This is a genomic window from Pseudoalteromonas sp. 3D05, from assembly GCF_002723455.1.
GTDB lineage: Bacteria > Pseudomonadota > Gammaproteobacteria > Enterobacterales > Alteromonadaceae > Pseudoalteromonas.
This window is the reverse complement of sequence record NZ_PDUS01000001.1, coordinates 269,682-289,180: the sequence shown is the minus strand read 5'-3', so window position 1 is coordinate 289,180 and position 19,499 is coordinate 269,682. Positions and strand designations below refer to the sequence as shown.

Sequence of the window (19,499 nt, the reverse complement as noted above, 5' to 3'; positions counted from 1 at the left end):
AGTCCTCTAATTACGGTTAAAGCCGTTTACCGTGACAGGTAATTTACCTGTTGCAATGTGTTTTCCAACTAATACTTTAGCAAGAGCCGTAAAAGCAGGTCCTGCTACTTTAACATTATTATCTACATCTATGTTATACGCATAAGTTGCTAGAATTGCATCAGCATATTGGCTGAATTTTGCAATATCGTAAGGAGCACGAAGACTAATAAACACCGTTTTTTTATTCGCCAGTTGCGATTGCTTTAACAGCTTTTCTAGCACAGCGCCTTGCTCCGATTTAGCAACCTTAAATTCAGGGTCATCAGCTAAATCATCCATACCGCCAATTTCAACAGCACTTTGCGCAGGCGATGCATTTGCAGCAATGATGACATCTGCTTGATTGATTGCTTTAAGTGTCGTGTTAGGATCAAAGCCCTGAAGGCTTGTGCAAGAGAAATCATAACTGTTATCGGCATGCTCTTTGATAGCCTGCTCAAGAGCTATACACTTTCGCGTGTCAGGCATAATAAGGTGTATTTTTAGATTGTTAGCTAGTTTTAAAGGAAGTGTTTGGTTTTCATTTTTAACCTCAGTGATAGCCGCTAAGGCTAGTTGAGCTTCAACCGCGCGATGCGTTGGCTTACCTAGAGTACGTTGCGCTGCTTTAATGGCACTAGACTCATCGAGCACAGTGGTTAGTTTAAACTTTTCTTTTAGGTGTAAAATCCTTTGTGCTGATAAAGCGACTTCCTGAGCATCTAAGTTACCCTTTTCTACCTCTTTAACAAGGCGTTCTATTAGTTCTTTTAGCTCAATTAAGTCATCAGGTTGGCGAATTTCGATTGGCATTAGAGCGATATCAACACCTGCCGAAAATGTATTCACGACGGCTTCAACGGGGTCAAAAAAGTGGCTGATCCCGGCCATATCAAGTGCATCAGTTATAACAACTCCTTGGTAGTTTAATTCACCCCGTAAAAGGTCAGTTATGATCTTACGTGACATTGTGGCCGGCTTTATCATGGTTTTGCCGTCTTTACTTACAAAAGTGCTGTCATCAAGCGCGGGATATTGAATATGAGCTGTCATGATCATGCCAGGATTTTGGCTTTTAATAATATCTTTAAATGGTGGTAAATCTTGCTGCCAAATTGTATTTTTATCGTGCTTGACTCTAGGCAGACCAGTATGACTGTCCACGTTTGTATCCCCGTGGCCTGGAAAATGTTTAAGCGACGTGATTACACCGTTATCTTCAAAAGCAGCTACTTGTGCGCCACCAAGTATACCAACTAAAGTTGGATCTTCGCTGTATGAACGCACATTGATAACAGGATTATCAGGATTAATATTCACGTCAATTGTAGGCGCGTAATTGACGTTGACACCAATTGCTTTGAGCTCATCAGCAATTACGTGCGCTGATTGTGAAGCAAACTTTGTACCGTGCGAAGGGTAAGTAGCGCCGATAGACATGTTACCGGTAAATGAAGTGCCTATATGACGCGGTATCCTAGCAACACGTCCACCTTCTTGATCTATTGATATAAATAACGGGGCGCGTAAAGTTGATTTGGCTGCGGCTTGTTGCATTTGATTATTGAGCTTTACAATTTGTGCAACATTTTCAATGTTTTCAGCAAAAAGAATAACGCCACCTATATTATGTTGGGTGATCGTTTGCGCTAAATCTTGAGGAAGTTCAGTCATTGGCTGGCGACATCTATTTTTACTGCCTTTCTCACAGTAATAACGAAAATCAAGCATCAGCTTTTGACCAATTTGTTGTTCAAGCGTTAAGTTTGTTGCTGCGATAGTCGATTTCATTGAAATAATGCACCCTAATCCAAAGGTAATTGATGTAATGGCAAGCTTAGTTAACACTATTAGCTCCAAAGCTGTCTTGTTTAAAGCTATGTGACAGAGAGACTTTAAACTTTAAAAATTGAATGATTTACGCTGCTACAACTTTAGTTGCTTCGATAATCAGCTGTAAATGAATAAAGCAATATCTTATTAATTCTATCCTAAAACCTAGCTTAAAAACTAACGGATCATAGCGTAGAGTACGATTAAAATATCAAAAAAGTATATGTTGAACAAAGTGGGAGTAATTACTTGAGTTTTTGTTCTAAATCAACTGTAGGTATGCTTGTCATAGCTTTTATTAATACATTTTGCTAAGATTTGTACACTTTGTAGCCAAGGAATGTTAAGGCGAATTACTGTAAAAGTTGAGTATTATTTTGCATCGCTTCAAGAAACATTTAACAGTTAAATTAGACTTAAAAAAGTTAATCCTTTTTTTAGCTATCTCTGCCACCATTGTGACATTTTTGAATGGCTTTTATTCTAGCTATCAAGTGCAAAAGCAACAGTTGCAGCTACAAACCCTTAAAAGCCAAAGTGCTTATGCCGCAAAGTTGGGGCTAGCAACGGATCGATTTTTACAAGCTGCACAACAACAACTTGCCTACTCAGCCAAGGTTATTGCTGATGATTTCTATAATGTTACAACCTACCAGCAAGAGGTCGAGCGTTTAAGGCTACAAACTAACAGTTTTAATTCGACGGTGATTGTTGAGGCAAAAGGCAAAGTGCTTGACGTATCACCAGCGAGTTTGCAGTTAAAGGGTCATCAACTGCAAAGCCAAGGAGCAAAACAAGCGCGGTTAGTCAAAAAGCCCATGATAAGCGAACCTTATATTTCTGCGGCCAATAACTTAATTATCTTTATTTCACACCCAATTTTTAACAAAGACAATGAATACCTTGGGTATGTTGGTGGCAGTATTTATTTAAAAGAAGCCAGTATTTTGCATAGTTTGCTACAAATTCACTTTCATGAAGATGGTTCATATTTGTATGTCGTTGATAAAAATAGACGATTACTTTATCACCCTGATAAGTCGCGTATAGGTGAACATGTGTACGATAATAATGTCATCGAAGCGGTGCTAAAGGGCCAAAGCGGCACGCAAGAGTTAACAAATAGCCAAGGCTTAACAGTGTTGGCCGGTTATGCTCCTTTAACACAAGCTCATTGGGGGATTATTACTCAGCGCCCGTTAGCTAAAACACTCGAGCCGCTTGATGGGTTAATGGTTAGCGTACTTTACCGCACGATACCAATAGGTTTAGCCACTTTTATTTTCATTTTGCTGCTTGCCCGTTTTATAGCACACCCTCTACGCGATTTAGCACACACTGCTAATATGTTAGATGATCCCGCTGCATCTTCAGCGCTTAAAAATGTGAAATCATGGTACTTTGAAAGTGCTGAATTACGTAAAGCAATGCTCAAAGGTGTTGCTGTGTTGCACAATCGAATTGGTGCATTACATCAAGAGGCCCGTACCGACCCTCTAACAGGACTCAATAATCGACGCAGCCTGGATACTATTTTGGCGCAATTAATAGATACTAATACCTCTTTTGCAGTATTAGCGCTCGATATTGATTACTTTAAACGCGTCAATGATCAGTATGGCCATGACATTGGGGATATTGTTCTTCAATCGTTGGCGGGAATTGTTTCTGATGTAACTCGCAGTAGTGATTTTGTTGCGCGCACAGGTGGAGAAGAGTTTATTGTTATTTCACCTAATGCTGATGCAAATACAGCCTATGCCTTGGCTGAGCGCATCCGTTTAAGTGTTGCACAAACAGAGATACCCCCAGTGGGATATATTAATATATCAATCGGTATAGCGGGCTGGCCTGCTGATGAATTACCGATAGAATCTATATTGAAACATGCCGACCAAGCACTCTACGAAGCTAAGAATATTGGGCGCAATCGATGTGTGCTTGCCCCTGGATATGAATAGTATTGATACATAAGTCGCTTAAAAATAGGATGCTCTTCAGTTTTTTATAACTGAAGTAGTTATTTATCTGCACAAATACAAAGATAACATTTGACTAATCTCTATAACTCTATATAGTAGGCCGCAGCTAGAAAGAAAGCATGTAATTTATAAATCTCCATTTCGTTGTTGTATAAGTAATACTTGTAGTACCGTCCTGAAGTTTTTTTAAGTACCATCTCATTTTTTGCTACACCCGCCCACATGGGCAATTTTTTATTTTTATATCAGGATATTACTATGTCTAACATCGTATCAGGTACAGTTAAGTGGTTCAACGAGTCTAAAGGTTTTGGTTTCATCGAGCAAGAAAATGGTCCAGACGTTTTCGCACATTTCTCAGCAATCAAAAGCGAAGGTTTTAAAACTCTTGCTGAAGGCCAACGTGTAGAGTTCACTCTTTCACAAGGTCAAAAAGGTCCTCAAGCAGAGAACATCACTGCTGTATAATTTTACCTTCTAGGTAGAATTCAAAAAGCAAGCTAAGGCTTGCTTTTTTTGTGCTTAAAAATTGACGATATCACGCTCACTGCCTATTATTAGTAATTAAATGTGTGTTTGTCGGAGCAAATTATCCGTAACGTTTTTGTACTTCTTTGTTGCTTTATTTTTTCGGCTATAGGCTATGCCAAGCCTTTAATTACTATATATACAGAGCATTTCCCACCGTATAATTTTTCCAATAAAGGTCAGCTGCAAGGTATTAACCTTGATATCACTCGTGCCTTATGTAAACGCGTTAACGTTGATTGCCAGTTTGAGTTATTACCGTGGACACGGGCTTATTATTTGGCTCAAAAAAATCAATCATCAGGACTAGTTTCGACAGCACGCTCACCTGAGCGAGAGTCATTATTTCAATGGGTCGGTCCTTTAGCCTCTTCACGTACATTTTTTTATCGACTCGCAAGTAGCGACCACATAAACCCGACTGAGCTGAGTCAATTAAGTGCTTACACGTTAGGATTGGCACGTGGTGATGTGTATGAGCCATTAGTGCATAACATTGGTTTTGTAAAAGATAAAAACCTCTTAAACTTTGCCCATCATTACGAGTACATTAATTTATTTTTTAAAAATAAAATAGATTTGATTCTCGGTTCAGAATCTTTGCTTGATTATCAATTGCAGCAATATGGCCACAATAGCGCTGACGTAGTTAAGTTGATTGAATTACCCGTAGATAAACTAAAAGGGAACTACCTGGCGTTTAATAAATCGGTGCCCAAAGAGATTGTGGATAAGTTTAATCACGAGTTGGCAGCATTAAAAGAGATTGATGGCCTTGAGCAATTTAGGCTGCCTTATTTAAAAAAGGATGATTAAAATAAACTAATTAGCCTGAATCTTTGATAATAAACCCTACTTTAAGCGCTACCTGCGTTGAATTAACTTGTAATAGCCTAGCTATTGACGCATAAACTAGCCTTGTTATGGCTAAAAGTCCCCGGCTGAAGACTGATAAATACATTTGTTATTTAATATCAATATATTTGTTATTTAATATCAATATATTGGTACACCTCTTAACCAGGGCTTAGGTTAATTATTGTTTATTAATTTTTTATATTCGTTTGTTTCTTTCACTTCACTGAATGCCTTTCTTAATGATTCCACTATTTCATTTTGGGTATTTATATTTGCGGCTAAAAAACCTCTGACCTCAAGCTCATCAATTGGGTATGTGAAGTTGAGTTTATTGTGATCGATAGCTAAGTGATCAGCCATATCCTGTATGAAGTTTTCATCATCGATGATTAGATCTACTTTGTTCGCAAGTAATAAGTGATAAGATTTCTTGATATCTGAAGTTATCAGTAAATCAAAGCCATGCTTTGATAAAAATTGAAAAGCCAAGTCATGCCGTTGAACCGCTACTTTGTATTTTTTTGCCTGTTCTAGATTCGTTATTTTAATACTCTTTCGCTCTGAGAGCTTCACAAAACCTAATTTAAATTGCGCCACAGGGCCAATCCAGTGAAATAGCTTTTCTCTCTCAGGGGTTCTAGCTAGGCTGTATATGAGCGTGTTATTTACCTGGCTGGCAAGCTTGTATGCCCGGGCCCAAGGATAAATAGAGAAGGAAGCGTCTACAGCAGCTGTCTCTAATATCATTTTTACAATGTTGGTACTGGTACCTGCAACTTCATCATTTATTCGAGTTTGATTAGGCGGTGAAAGTTCAGTCACCACTTGGACTTGGGGCTGGCATAGGCTTAATACTGGAAACAGCATTAGCAATGAGTAAAACAGTACTCGCATTAATTAACCTTAATTTGCCGTGATGGGATCAGTATAGTAACAAAGGTGAGAATATGAAAAGTTATAGGTATTAAAACGATAAAAGGGCCTTGCGGCCCTTGGTGAAGTATCGTTCAAGTCAGATAATGCTTTAACCCCTTAAAGCGTTATCCTATTGTTTTGCAACTAAGGCTCATCTCAAAGTTTCTAAGCTAGCGAGAGGAAAAAACCTGCAATTGCGGCGCTCATAAGGTTAGCCATAGATCCTGCTAACACTGCTCTGAGCCCTAAGCGTGCGATATCCTTTCGCCGACTAGGCGCCATACCGCCTAATCCACCTAGTAAAATAGCTATCGATGATAAGTTAGCAAACCCACATAACGCGAATGTGACAATCGCTTGTGTGTGCGCACTTAACGTATCGCGATAATTTATAAAGTCTAAGTAAGCTACAAACTCGTTCACTACTAACTTTTGACCAATAAAACTGCCGGCTATAATTGCTTCACTCCACGGTACACCCAGTAACCAAGCAACTGGAGCAAATATATAACCTAAAATTTCTTGCAGTGTCAGTGTCGGGTAATCAAACCAGCCACCAATACCACCTAATAAACCGTTTAAAAGCGCGATTAAAGCAACGAATGCTAATAACATGGCACCAACATTAAGTGCTAAATGCATACCGTTTGCTGCGCCTGATGCAGCTGCATCAATCACATTTACTGGCTTATCTTCATTATCATCAAGATCGGCCAATGTGTCTTTTGGGGTTTCGGTCTCTGGCACAATCATCTTGGCCATTAAGAACCCACCCGGTGCGGCCATAAAGCTGGCAGCAATTAAATACTTAAGTTCTACGCCAATAATAACGTAACCGGCCATCACAGAGCCTGCTACAGTGGCTAGGCCGCCGACCATAACTGCAAACAATTCCGACTTAGTCATGGTTGCAATAAATGGCTTTACTATTAACGGTGCTTCAGTTTGACCAACAAAAATGTTGGCGGTCGCTGAAAGCGATTCTGTACGCGATGTTTTTAATAGTTTTTGTAAACCACCGCCGAGGATTCTTATAATCCAGTCCATAATGCCAATGTGATAAAGCACTGCAACAAGCGCAGAGAAAAACACAATAACCGGCAAAACTTGTACCGCAAAAATAAACCCTAAGGTATCTTGGCTGGCAAGAGGACCGAATAAGAAAGATATTCCGTCATTGGCAAAACCAATTACCGATGATACGGCTTTTGACATGCTTACTAAGGCGTTTTTACCTGCTTCGAAAAACAGCACAAACCCGCCAATAATGAACTGCATGGCAAACGCAATACCCACCGTTCTTAAACTAATAGCTTTGCGGTTGGTTGATGCCGCAAAAGCAATGCCTAGCAGCACACACATGCCGACTAAGCTCATAAATGTTGTCATGTTTAGTTATTTCCCGTTGTTATTTTTGCAGTAAATATTTTATTTTACTTTTAATTATATCAATCGCAACACGATTCATGCCGCCACGTGTGACCACTAAATCAGCCTTGTGCTTTGAGGGCTCAATGAACTGATAAAACATCGGTCTCACCGTCGCTTGATATTGTTCAACAACGGACTGTAATGTTCTGCCTCGTTGCTCCATATCACGTTGCATACGGCGCATTAGGCAAATATCAAGCGGTGTATCAATAAACACTTTGATATCAAATTCTTTATTTAGCGCGTTATCGCTAAGCAATAAAATCCCTTCAACTATGAGAATTTCTGCTGGCATCACGGTGCGTGTTTTGTCGCTACGCGTGTGCTGGGCGTAATCATAAGTTGGAACTTCGACTGCTTCTCCATTGCGTAATTGAGTTAGGTGTTTACACATCAACTCATGTTCAAACGCATCTGGGTGGTCGTAGTTCGTTTGCGTTCGATGGTCAAACGGTAAATGCGATTGATCATTGTAATACGCATCTTCTTCGATCACGGCGATAGCGCCTGGTTCAAGCTCATTAACCAATTCATTGTAAATAGTTTGGCTAAAAAGAGATTTGCCCGACGCAGAAGCGCCAGCAATAGCTATTATTGTTCGTGTCACTAAAGTTCTCATCCACACATAAGGATACATTGTTGGTAGATCACAATAGCAAAAAAGACACGATTAATCTCTCTTGCTTCGCTCTAAGATGTGAAATTTATAATGTTTAGGTTTTATGAAACAGGACTTATGTCCTGTACGGTAAAAAGCAACAGCGGATAAAGTAGCCACATTGGATAAACGAGGTGAGTATGGCAAGAGCAATTATATTAATGGCTGATAGCTTAGGCATAGGCGCTGCTCCTGACGCTGATAAATTCGGTGATTTAGGCGCAAACACATTTGCACATCTACTGAAAGCTTACTCAGAAGAAACGGGCGAACAACTTTCGCTGCCTAACTTATCGCTATTAGGATTGGTTGATGCGTGTGAAGCCGCAGGCAAAGAGCCTTGCTTAATTAGCGACCGTCAAACACCCATTGCAGCATGGGGTTATGCTAAAGAACTCTCAAGCGGTAAAGATACACCATCAGGTCATTGGGAAATGGCGGGTGTACCTGTGTTATTTGATTGGGGTTATTTCCCGAATACACAGCCTTGTTTTCCACAAGAATTTATTGACGAGTTAATTGCTCGTACCGGTATTCCTGGCATTTTAGGTAACTGCCATGCATCAGGAACCACTATTTTAGAACAGCTAGGTGAAGAGCATATCAAAACAGGTATGCCAATTTGTTACACCTCAGCTGATAGCGTGTTTCAAATAGCCGCGCATGAACAAACTTTCGGTCTAGAAAAACTTTATCAGGTCTGCGAAATCACACGGGCGCTGCTTGATGAAATGAACATAGGACGAGTGATTGCGCGGCCATTTTTGGGTTCAAATAGTCAAGACTTTGCTAGAACGGGCAATCGTCGTGATTATTCAGTATTACCGCCAGCACCAACATTGCTAGATAAATTAGCAGATGACGGCGGCGAAGTAATTAGCATTGGTAAAATTGCAGACATTTATGCACACCAAGGTATTACCCAAAAACATAAAGCCCCAGGCTTACAAAATTTACTTGAAAAAACGACAGAGGTAATGGCCACTGCGCCAGATCATAGTTTGATTTTTACAAACCTCGTTGATTTTGACGAAAAGTTTGGTCACCGTCGCAACCCTGTAGGGTATGCCAAAGCACTTAAAGAGTTTGATGACTTTTTACCGACTATACTTAATCAGCTAAATGATGATGATATTTTAATAATTACAGCGGATCACGGTTGTGACCCAACATTCCCGGGCAGTGAGCACACCCGAGAATATGTGCCTGTAATTGCGTACCAACCAGGTCTCGAAAATACGGCCCTTGGTGAACGTGCTAGTTTTGCAGACATAGGTCAAACCCTTGCCCAGTGGTTTAACTTACCTGCACTTGACTATGGTGAAGGCTTTATCGACAAGCTAAAAACGCCAATTGTAAAAGGAAACGAATAATGAGTACTCCGCATATCGAAGCGAACAACGGTGATTTCGCAAAAACGGTTTTAATGCCAGGCGATCCACTACGCGCGCAATATATTGCAGAAAACTTTCTTGATAACGCAGTTAAAGTAACAGGCGTTCGTAATATGTATGGCTTTACCGGTACCTACAAAGGTAAGCCTGTAAGTATTATGGGGTCTGGGATGGGTATTCCATCTATGTCAATTTATGCCCGTGAATTGATTGTTAGTTACGGCGTTGAAAACCTTATTCGTATCGGCACATGTGGCGGTATTGGTAGCGACATTAAAATTCGTGATGTTATCTTTGCACAAGGTGCCAGCACAGATTCAAACGTAAACCGTGCTCGCGTACGTGGTTATGACTTCTCGGCTATTGCAGATTTTGACTTACTTTTAAACGGTGTAAATGCTGCTAAAGAGTTAGGTATCAAAGCGAAAGTAGGTAACGTTTTTACCACTGACACCTTCTATCAAGCTGACAATACTTTTTATCAAGAGCTTGATAAGTTAGGTATGTTAGCTGTCGATATGGAAACAGCAGGTATGTATGGCGTTGCAGCTGAATACGGTGCAAAAGCCATGGCGTTATTCACCGTCAGTGACCACGTGATCACTGGTGAAGCTACACCGAGCGATGAGCGTCAAAGTACATTTAATGAAATGGTTAAGATTGCGCTTGAGTCAGTAGAGGCGTAATCAACAAAGTTCCTTGGTAACGTATTCACTCGTTTGGAGACACGCCCAAATACAGTGAGACTAACCTCCCAAAGCCGCATTTATGCGGCTTTTTTTATGCCTCAGTTAGCGCAAAAAAGGCTCACCTCGTTTTATACCAATTCGCTTAATTAAGTGATCTATTTTGAGAGTAGAAAAACGTGTGATAACCAGGCAAAAAATTCACTATTTAGTTGTTCTAAATAAAAATTTTTTAACGCAGGTAGCGACACGTTTAGCCCCGCAAAATGATTAAGTATTATTGCGTATTGGTCTTATTCATCGGTCTTCAACTGCTTAGCTCGTTCTTCTGCTGCAATGAGTTCAGCTGACTTTGGAACCGCTTTTTTGGGCTCGATAGTTGGTTTTTCCTTTGTGTTAGGATCCCATGTTGGGTCTAACGATAGGTTTGCAAATGGATTGGCTTTAACTTGTTTTTCAGATGTTTCATCTGCACTTGTTGAAGAACTGTCTTGCTCAGCAATTTGTGTATTTAATGTATTGAGCGCTTGTTCAATCTCATGCTCTTCGGTGTTGATGTTTTCTGGCTGTTCAAATGTTTGCTCAGGCAGCTTCTGATCTAACGCATCTTGATGGCTACCATGCTCTCGTGAATGTTCTTGCGTGGCATCAGCTAGATCAGCGGGAGAGTCTTCTTTTAGAGTATCAATAGGAGTCTTTTCAACTAGAACTTGCGCGGGCGATTCTTTTTTCTGCCCAGGCAAGGGGGCATCAGGGTCAAATGTACGTACTTCAGGCTCTTTAAAGTCATGTTCGTTTTTAATACGTGACATTGGTGACTCATCGGCAGGTTCATAGTTTGGTTCGTCGTGCGTTACCGGTGCAATAGGCTCTATCTCGCGCTCGCTATATTCATTCAGCTCATCATCTGCTGTGTCGGCTTCGAGTTGTTCGGTTGAGTCTACTGAAGGCGTATTTACAACCTCAGGTTTAACTGTGTGTGCGTTGGGCTCATCTATGTCTTGCTCTATGGGCAATTCCTTTTCAGGTGCTGCTGCATCTGTGTTTAATGCACCCATGTCTGTTTTTGAATCCGATAGTGGCGTTGGCTGCGAGTCTTGCTGGGTCGGCATTGTGGCAGGCGTTACCACTGCGTTACTGGTAAGGGTTGTGGGTGAATCAGCTGATTGCTTTTTAATGCGAAGTTTATAAATCACTAATCCAGCAATCAGTAACACTAACACGATAATAAGCATCGGCGTGGTCAATGATGTTGATTGGCCACTTGCGGCTATGACAGGTGATGCAATAGCCGGAGTAGCGGCTGTACTGGTTTGCACGTTAGCGGCTTTTATAGCTGGCTTCGGTTGCGACTCAATGGGAGTCTCTTGAGCGTTGGACTTTATTTCTTGCTCATTATCGACCTCAACCAACGGGTTTTGATCAGCCACAGTCTTTGTTTCTTTTATATCTGATTCAGATAATTTAAGCTTTGATTGAGCTGGTGTGTCAATTTCGTCAAGGGGGTTTACAGTTTCGTTTATAGATAGCGTATCTTCTACGGCGCTTTGCTCGTTAACATTATTGAGGTCATTGCTCGTATCTTTGTTTTGTTGAGTGCTTTGACTTTTTATAATTGGCGCTGGCTCTGCAATAGTTTGCTGAGGTTTATTTTCAACAGGTGGTGGATTACTGCAATTTTTATTAAAGTCCCTTCGTGCATTTCGGTAACTGCGACTGCTTTTATCATCACTAAATTGTTGCATCTGTTGTTTATACAAAATACACATCGCTTCGTTGTATTTTGCCGTAGTGCTAAAACTACAGCTAAGCAACGTCAAAAAGAAAAGACGTATAATAAAAGTCATTGGCGCTCATTTAATGATAAAAAAACAATAGTCTTAGTTTAATATTACTCTGGCAAATTATCTAGCAAGCAATTAGCAACGCCCGTTCGAGAATGTTATTCAAGCAAGCAAAATTTAAATAAACTGATGAAGGTTTTGCTCGTCACCAGTTTATTTAACAGAGCTACTATCAGTCAATGGCCATTAATGAGCGGTATTCATCGTACGCAAACTGGTCAGTCATACCACTTATGTAATCTTGAATAAGGCGACAACGATAGTAAAACTCATAGGCAGCAAAGTGATCGGGCTCGTCGGTTAAGGTATCTATCGCTTTTTGATAACTATTAAGGTGTTTATTAGAAAGCTTCTTTATTAATCTAGACTCAATCAAAAATGTTGCATCGCCTTTTATTATTCGTTTAAATTCATCGTAGTTAAGGGCTAATAAAGGCTTATAGCAGTCAAGCAATCCGGTAATAATACGATATCCTTGTAACTCTAATTTCCCTACTTCTTGGTGGTTGAATACATGTTCAAGCGCCACTTGCTTTAATGTTTTAGTAACTGCATGTAAGTGGCTATTGTCTTCAAGAAGAGCATGGTTAAAATCACCATGATAGATAGCCTCAATATGTTCAATAAAGCGACTTGCCGCATGGTTGACAAGTGGGTGCAGTAACGACACCCTCAAATAAATAAAAAACTCACTATTAAAATTATAAGGTTGAGTGGCGGCTTTATTGAGCGCGTAATCAATTGCTTTCTCAACGAAATTTAAATGTTCAGTATCATCAATAGTTAGATTAATAAGGGTGCGTTTATATTGGTGTTTTAATTTATCGCATAACAACTCAACACTGATAATGCCTTTTTCTACAGCGTCTTCTATGTCTGCTAAGCAGTAGGAGATATCATCCGCAGCTTCCATAATATAGCTTGCTGGGTGACGACAGTATTGATTGATTTCAAGCTCATTTTGCAGTGCTTCAATAAACGGCTTCTCGCTGAAGTAGTATCCTACTTTTTTCATCAGGTAGTTTTTATCTTTTGGACTGTCTTTTTTTGCCATACTCGCTGGGCGAGTATATTTTAAAATTCCTGCCGTTTGACTGTAGGTTAAGTTTAAGCTGAGCAATGAATGCACAATACGAATGCCTTGTGCATTGCCCTCAAAGTTTTGAATGTCTTCAATTAAGTGCTTAAAAATAACATTAATACCAGTATTAGGGGTTTGGCAGCGCTCTGGTGCAACACTGGCTAAATGAGCCTGAAACCACTTATTAATAGCCGCCTCACCAAAATGACCAAACGGCGGGTTGCCAATATCGTGCATTAGGCAGGCCATTTCAACTAAGCTTTCTAATGGTCGCTCTAAATCCTTTAAGCCATAATCAATAATTTGCTCTTGGGTTAAAAAGTGAAAAATTCGTTGCACGATGAACCGACCTACTTGCTGGACTTCAAGTGAGTGTGTCAGCCTTGAGCGAACCGCTGCGTTGCGCTCCAATGGGAATACTTGAGTTTTTTGCTGTAAGCGCCTAATGGCCGCACTGTTGATTATTCGACCACGATCGCTTTCCAATGCCATGTTTAGGTTAGCTGTGCTACGCTCGGTTCTGGCGGGTGTTATTTTCTTTTGAAAGTCGATCATAATAAATCCATTCATATTTGGTCTATGTCTTAAATCTAACAGCTTGAAATAATAGGTAAAGGTATTTTATTGTCGGACAAATTTTTTTATCATGTTAGTGACACACCTTTAGGAGCATTTTAATGCGTCAGCTATTTCTCTACTTATCTACCATCACATTGTTACTACTTAGCTTCACAGCCAAGGCTAATGAAGAGCAAACCGTTGTGCTTATTTCTCTTGATGGTTTTCGTTGGGATTACATTGAAAAGCACGGCGCTAAAAATATCGCTCATATTGCAGAGCAAGGGGTAAGAGGCCAAAAAATGCGGCCCGTCTACCCAACAAAAACATTTCCAAACCATATATCGATGGTTACGGGTTTACTGCCAATAAACCATGGTGTTGTTGAAAATCGTTTTTGTGATTCAAAACGAAGCGACTGTTACAGTATGGGTAAGGGAAAAGACGACAGTACGTGGTTAAGTGGCATTCCACTTTGGAATTTAGCGTCGATGCAAGGGCTAAAGTCGGCAACCTATTTTTGGCCTGAATCTGACGCCCGCTTTAACGGCATGTTACCCGATTATTATTACCATTACTCAAAACACAGTGATTATCAAAAAAGAGTTGATCAAATCGTGCAATGGCTAACACTGCCAAAAGAACAACGGCCACGTTTAGTGATCAGTTACTTCTCTTTAGTAGACAGTGCTGGTCACGAGTTTGGCCCTGATGCAATGCAAACCCAAGACGCAGTTCAACAGCTAGATAATTTAATGGGGCAGCTACATAGTCGAATCAACAAATTGTCGATTAATGCTAATTTAGTACTAGTGTCCGATCATGGTATGAGCCAAGTCGATCCTGAGCAAAGTATTGCGTTAAAAACCTTGCCAAAAGATGATGCGTTTATGCTAAAAAATACTGGCCCTCGGGTACTTATTTATGCCAATCAAGGTACTACACGAGCACAAATATTAGCTTATAAGCAGCGGTTAGTTAAAGCTGCAAAAGGGCGTTATATCGTGTTAAGCGATAGTCAGCGAGAGGCTTATCACTACAAAAATAATGGCCGAACGGGCGATATAATTTTACAAACTGCTGCACCTAAGGCATTTGCAAACAAAGAACATATTAATTATTTAGGCACCCATGGTTATGCTTATAGTGAGGATATGGCGGCAACATTTGTGGCGCAAGGGCCTGCATTTAAGCAAAATCTAGTTCTTAAAGAGGTTAACAATCTTGATATTTATCCGCTTATTGCAAACGTGCTAGGACTAAAAATACTCAACGAAATAGACGGTGACGGAAAAACACTGCTCCCCGCTTTGGTTGAATAATAAATATTTTAATTGTTTACATGTTTATACCTGAGCCACCTCAAGATGCAGTTGGAATTAAAAGCGATTTAGGCAAGGCATTGATTGCAACTAATGTTTGTTCCCTTGTTAAAATCAATAATGCAGTATAAACCGCTTTTAAAGCAACCCGCAGGGCGTTTCAGCGGCACTTATTTTCGTCGTTGTTACTTTTTAAGTAACTGCCATTACTGCAAAGTAACGCCTTAATATTAAGCCCCTGTGAAACGCTGAATTCTGCATTTTGAGGTGGTTTAGGTATAGACCTTAGTCATAGTTTTAACTTTGTTCCTAGCACCGTGAGTTAATCTATGTATAAATAAGTGCTAAACACATTTCTATTCTAGGCGCTTTATGCAGCTATCAGATCAATTATTAAACCGGACAACCGCAGGGTTGGTCGCGGTGATAATCGGTTTTACCAGTTCGATAGCATTGATATACCAAGTTGTAATCGTACTCGGGGGGACCCCTGATTTAGTGGCAAGTTGGATACTGATGTTAGGTCTTGCAATGGGTGGCACCTCCATTGCTTTATCTTATTATTACAAGCTACCTATTCTAATTGCTTGGTCAACAACTGGCGCAGCATTGTTGATCACGAGCGCACAAGGTTTTAGTTTGAATCAGGCTGTAGGAGCATTTATGCTCAGTGCTCTGTTGGTTTTTATATCAGGGGTGACAGGGTGGTTTGAAAAAGTGATGCAGCGGATCCCCAGTCAAGTAGCCTGTGCAATGTTAGCCGGTGTGTTGGTCACGTTTGGTATTGATGTCTTTAACTTTATGGGTGAAAAACCGCTAATAATCAGTGCTATGGTTTTAACCTATTTGCTGTGCAAGCGACTAATGCCTAGATTTACTATGTTGATGGTGCTTGTTGCAGGCTTTGTTATGGCAGGAGCTACAGGGCAGATTGATACCAGTAGTTGGCAATGGAAAATGAGTGAATTTACTTTTATTGCGCCAGAATTTAACGTACAAGCCATGATCAGTATAGGTATTCCACTGTATATAGTCACTATGACGTCACAAAACCTGCCTGGCATTGCTGTTTTAAAGGCGCATAATTACCCCGCGCCTATCTCAGCATCACTTAACGTGACGGGTTTTACAAATATACTAATAGCTCCATTTGGTGGTTATGCCATCAACCTTGCGGCAATAACAGCTGCAATATGCATGAGCGAAGATGCTGATAAAGACCCCAATAAGCGCTATTGGGCCAGTATTGCAGGGGGGATTTTTTATATCTTAATGGCCATAGGTGCGGCTACTTTAGTTGGGTTAGTGGCCAGTTTGCCGCAGGCGCTTATTCTCGCTTTAGCAGGCATTGCATTGTTCACCACGATAGCGTCTAGCTTACAGCAAGCATTGTCTGATAGTTATTATACAGAAGCTGCAATAATCACATTTTTAGTAACCGCTTCAGATTTAAGTTTCTACTCTATTGGCTCTGCATTTTGGGGTATTTTGGCGGGAGCGCTCACGCTGTGGTTAATACCTAGGCGGTGAATTTAAAGTGATAACATGCTGGCAAAGCACGTTATCACTTGAATGTTAAAGGCTTAAGTAACCGCGAGGTGCCTAAAGCGTATGCGAATAATAGCCGTGAACAAGCCACACAGAATCACAAATAAAACAATGCCATAATATAATTCATTGCTTCTGACAGGGCTTATACTTGGCTCAAACGCTGGAAATAGATCAAGATCAGCATTTGTCACCGGGGTGTCATTAAATAAATAGGGGTAAATAAATTCACTGACCTGTTTATGGTATGCGCTCACTTGCAACAGATAGCGTTGATAAGCGAGTGTATCAGTGCCTGAAAACGAATTGAGGGCGCGTTGATACACTAAGTTTGGTGACAACCAATCAATGCGCGATAAACTGTTATCTCGGGCTTGCTGTAAAGCAAGGTGCGCCTGCCAATGCTCTTGCACAGCTAAGTCACTGAGTTGATGCATGGCATAATACCATTTCCAATGAAACCGCCCTTCAAAGCTAAGTTTCTCACTAAACTGAGGGTACTGTTTACTAAAGCGCGTCAGCGCCGCTTGCATGTCTTGATCCCAGCCATCATTTAAGATTAAACGTTGTTCAACACTGGCTTGTAAAGCCGGTTGTTGCGTGTATTGTTGGTTTAAAACTAAATGGATGGCTCCGGGGATCAATACTGCAAAAACAAGCCAAACGCTAATAAATGCAAGGCTATTGAATAACCCTGTTAGGTTTAAACTCACAATAACGCCAGCAATTAGAAACCACAGAGCACAATACGTAATGCTCAGCCCAACCACCGATAGAAACACCCCGTTTAGCGGTAAAGAAAGCAACACTGCAGCCACGATAAATAAAATAACAATTAGCCCTGATACCATATAAAAGCGTAACAATAGTGCGCGTATAAGGATTTTTTTTGCTGCATTGCCAGCAAACGCACTCAGCAATCTAAACCGCCCTGATTGACGCTCATCACTAAGCAAGTTAACGCACAACACACCAATTAGAATGGGAAGTATATAAGCAAGTACAAAGCCTAAATCAAACCCTCCAGCACGATGTTTACTGGGGTTGATCACCTCCTTGTTATAAATTTGACCCTGTAAGGCCAGTGCGTTTATTTTCATTGCCGCTAAGTTATTTTGACTCTGCCCAGTAAACAGCGCAGCCCAAGGCGACAATTGCCATTGTGTAGGTGCTTTAGCATAGTAAGCGAGCGATCCCATCTCGGGCAGGTTGCCCCTTTCTTTTAAATGAGCGCGTTCTTTGTCAAACACAATATTCGCAATGACTTGGTCTTTACGTATATTTTTATAGGCGTTGGCCCCTAAAAAAATCGCCAGCAACGCACTAAGTACAAACACCAATAAACTAATTTGGTTGGCGCGCGGCGAAAGTAATCGTTTAAGTTCAAATTTAAGCATGAATAAACGCCTTACGTTGGATGCGTGGTGTGATCAACACAGCCAGCAGTATTAAAGTGATAAGTCCAAATGAGCTAACCGCCACAAAACTGTGCTTTAAAGACCAACTAAGTGAAGCAGGCTGATAATCAAATTTAGGAAAGTTCTGCCACATCGATGACGATACGCGTTGTTCGCGGTCGTTGTGGTGATCAATCTCGTGGGTATGTATCTTATTTAAGCCTTGAGTACGTTCAAACCGATGCTGTTCGGCTTGTTGTTCAAAATTAAAAAAGTGCCTGCTGTCTACGCCACTAATTGCCATCGATAAGTCTCTGACCGCTAAGTAAGGGTTAAGCCAGTAAAATTTGCTAATAAATGCCTGTTGAGCATTAAACAGATCTAGCTGATGTTGGTAATGGCGTTGATAAATTTCAGCACTAATACGCTCACCTTCTTGCATGATGAGACCCCGATAGTTAACTGGCAAATCTTCTACTGTTTCTACCGCATATTTCTTCAGAATTTGTTGTTTGAATTCATTAAAATGGGGATCGTTCGGGTTGTGGCTATTCCCCACTTTACGAATGTCGCTCTGTACAGCGAGAGACAGCATATTACGGCTTTTATGGGGGTGTAATTGCTGTGCTATATCAGCCAACGTGCGAGGGGTCAGCACGAGCAATACAAACCATAACGTTACTAATGCCGTTAAACTGTGCTTTGGCAATCGAGAGAGGCTTGATACTAAAAGCACAACACTTATCCAAAATACGCAATAGGCCAAGTACAGAACAAATAACAGCCCAATTCTATAAAACACATCACTAGTAAACACAGCATCGCTGGCCAATGACAATACAATAGAGACTATAAAAACAGGTAATAAAAATGCACCGCTTAATAGTGTATAAGCTAAGCCTTTTCCGCATAATAAATGCGAAAACTTAACACCCACAGCCAACATTTGTTTAAGCGTACCGCGCTCTTGGTCGCCACTTATTGTAGAGAACCCCAATCCAATTAACACTAAAGGCCAAACAAATAAAAGCAAATTAGCCACGGATAATTCAGAGAACCTAAGTAAGGTTGCAGCTTGATCATCTTTGGCAAAGTTTGCACTGTTTTGCTTGTGGGCCTCTAAAAATACGCTGTTACCTACCCAGTTATTCACACCAATATCAAAATAACTCAATGCACTGGGAGGGCGAAAAGCAAAGTGACCAAAGTGAGCCACCCTGTGTGGGTGTCTGTCGGGTTGTGCTAGCCACTGTTGCTCAACTAACTGTTGTGAGCTAATTTGCAACGCGCGGCTTTGTTGGTACTGCTGCCAACTGGTAAATAAAGCAACGGCGAGTAACAGTTGCATCAAGGCAAACAACAACCAAAGCGTGTTATTTTTTGCTTTTTGTTTTAGCTCGTGTTTACACACGTGCCAACTTATTCCATTAGACATGTAGCATT

Annotated in this window: 15 protein-coding genes; 7 read left to right on the top strand and 8 right to left on the bottom strand. The window is 40.6% G+C overall.

The features are described 5' to 3' along the window. Positions 1–6: 6 nt before the first annotated feature. Complete coding sequence (locus tag CSC79_RS01290; protein ID WP_099293565.1) at positions 7–1,818, bottom strand: glycoside hydrolase family 3 protein; 1,812 nt, start codon at positions 1,816–1,818, stop codon at positions 7–9. A 494-nt stretch (positions 1,819–2,312) separates the two neighbouring features. Here CSC79_RS01290 and CSC79_RS01285 point away from each other — a divergent pair, with 494 nt between their 5' ends. The 3 genes from CSC79_RS01285 (at position 2,313) to CSC79_RS01275 (ending at position 5,180) form a co-directional block, all read left to right on the top strand. Further along, positions 2,313–3,815, top strand: coding sequence for a sensor domain-containing diguanylate cyclase (locus tag CSC79_RS01285; RefSeq protein ID WP_237113935.1), 1,503 nt, complete (start codon positions 2,313–2,315; stop codon positions 3,813–3,815). A 279-nt stretch (positions 3,816–4,094) separates the two neighbouring features. After that, positions 4,095–4,304, top strand: coding sequence for a cold-shock protein (locus CSC79_RS01280; RefSeq protein WP_058559473.1), 210 nt, complete (start codon positions 4,095–4,097; stop codon positions 4,302–4,304). Positions 4,305–4,412: 108 nt separating this feature from the next. Then, positions 4,413–5,180 carry an ABC transporter substrate-binding protein gene (locus tag CSC79_RS01275; RefSeq protein WP_237113934.1) on the top strand — a complete coding sequence of 256 codons (768 nt, stop codon included), beginning with the start codon at positions 4,413–4,415 and terminating at the stop codon, positions 5,178–5,180. A 216-nt stretch (positions 5,181–5,396) separates the two neighbouring features. Here CSC79_RS01275 and CSC79_RS01270 read toward each other — a convergent pair whose 3' ends face one another. From CSC79_RS01270 to udk, 3 genes are all read right to left on the bottom strand, one after another. Continuing rightward, on the bottom strand, positions 5,397–6,116 hold the full coding sequence (locus CSC79_RS01270; protein WP_099293158.1) for a transporter substrate-binding domain-containing protein: 720 nt from the start codon (positions 6,114–6,116) through the stop codon (positions 5,397–5,399). Positions 6,117–6,302: 186 nt separating this feature from the next. Continuing rightward, positions 6,303–7,526: a NupC/NupG family nucleoside CNT transporter gene (locus CSC79_RS01265; RefSeq protein WP_099293156.1), complete on the bottom strand. Its 1,224-nt coding sequence runs from the start codon at positions 7,524–7,526 to the stop codon at positions 6,303–6,305. A 19-nt stretch (positions 7,527–7,545) separates the two neighbouring features. Further along, the gene (udk, locus tag CSC79_RS01260; protein ID WP_099293154.1) at positions 7,546–8,175 is read right to left on the bottom strand and encodes a uridine kinase; all 630 of its coding nucleotides are present in this window, start codon (positions 8,173–8,175) and stop codon (positions 7,546–7,548) included. Positions 8,176–8,366: 191 nt separating this feature from the next. Here udk and CSC79_RS01255 point away from each other — a divergent pair, with 191 nt between their 5' ends. Further along, the gene (locus tag CSC79_RS01255; protein ID WP_099293152.1) at positions 8,367–9,599 is read left to right on the top strand and encodes a phosphopentomutase; all 1,233 of its coding nucleotides are present in this window, start codon (positions 8,367–8,369) and stop codon (positions 9,597–9,599) included. Continuing rightward, complete coding sequence (gene deoD / locus CSC79_RS01250) at positions 9,599–10,306, top strand: purine-nucleoside phosphorylase (protein WP_058559480.1); 708 nt, start codon at positions 9,599–9,601, stop codon at positions 10,304–10,306. Before CSC79_RS01255 ends, deoD begins: the two co-directional genes overlap by 1 nt. 293 nt (positions 10,307–10,599) lie before the next feature. Here the strand turns inward: deoD and CSC79_RS01245 are convergent, their stop codons facing one another. Then, positions 10,600–12,153, bottom strand: a complete 1,554-nt coding sequence (locus CSC79_RS01245; protein ID WP_143483809.1) for a hypothetical protein — start codon at positions 12,151–12,153, stop codon at positions 10,600–10,602. A 169-nt stretch (positions 12,154–12,322) separates the two neighbouring features. Beyond that, on the bottom strand, positions 12,323–13,789 hold the full coding sequence (gene dgt / locus CSC79_RS01240; RefSeq protein WP_180270372.1) for a dGTPase: 1,467 nt from the start codon (positions 13,787–13,789) through the stop codon (positions 12,323–12,325). Between the two features lie 119 nt (positions 13,790–13,908). Here dgt and CSC79_RS01235 point away from each other — a divergent pair, with 119 nt between their 5' ends. Together CSC79_RS01235 and CSC79_RS01230 are read left to right on the top strand one after the other, a co-directional pair. Continuing rightward, positions 13,909–15,111, top strand: coding sequence for an ectonucleotide pyrophosphatase/phosphodiesterase (locus CSC79_RS01235; RefSeq protein ID WP_099293146.1), 1,203 nt, complete (start codon positions 13,909–13,911; stop codon positions 15,109–15,111). 372 nt (positions 15,112–15,483) lie between these two features. After that, positions 15,484–16,641, top strand: a complete 1,158-nt coding sequence (locus CSC79_RS01230) for a benzoate/H(+) symporter BenE family transporter (RefSeq protein WP_099293144.1) — start codon at positions 15,484–15,486, stop codon at positions 16,639–16,641. Positions 16,642–16,694: 53 nt separating this feature from the next. Here the strand turns inward: CSC79_RS01230 and CSC79_RS01225 are convergent, their stop codons facing one another. Both CSC79_RS01225 and CSC79_RS01220 read right to left on the bottom strand, forming a co-directional pair. Next, complete coding sequence (locus CSC79_RS01225) at positions 16,695–18,056, bottom strand: DUF3526 domain-containing protein (protein ID WP_099293142.1); 1,362 nt, start codon at positions 18,054–18,056, stop codon at positions 16,695–16,697. Next, positions 18,049–19,491 (bottom strand): DUF3526 domain-containing protein, encoded by a 1,443-nt coding sequence (locus tag CSC79_RS01220; RefSeq protein ID WP_099293140.1) that lies wholly within the window; start codon positions 19,489–19,491, stop codon positions 18,049–18,051. The genes CSC79_RS01225 and CSC79_RS01220 overlap by 8 nt, the downstream gene beginning before the upstream one ends. Positions 19,492–19,499 lie beyond the last annotated feature (8 nt).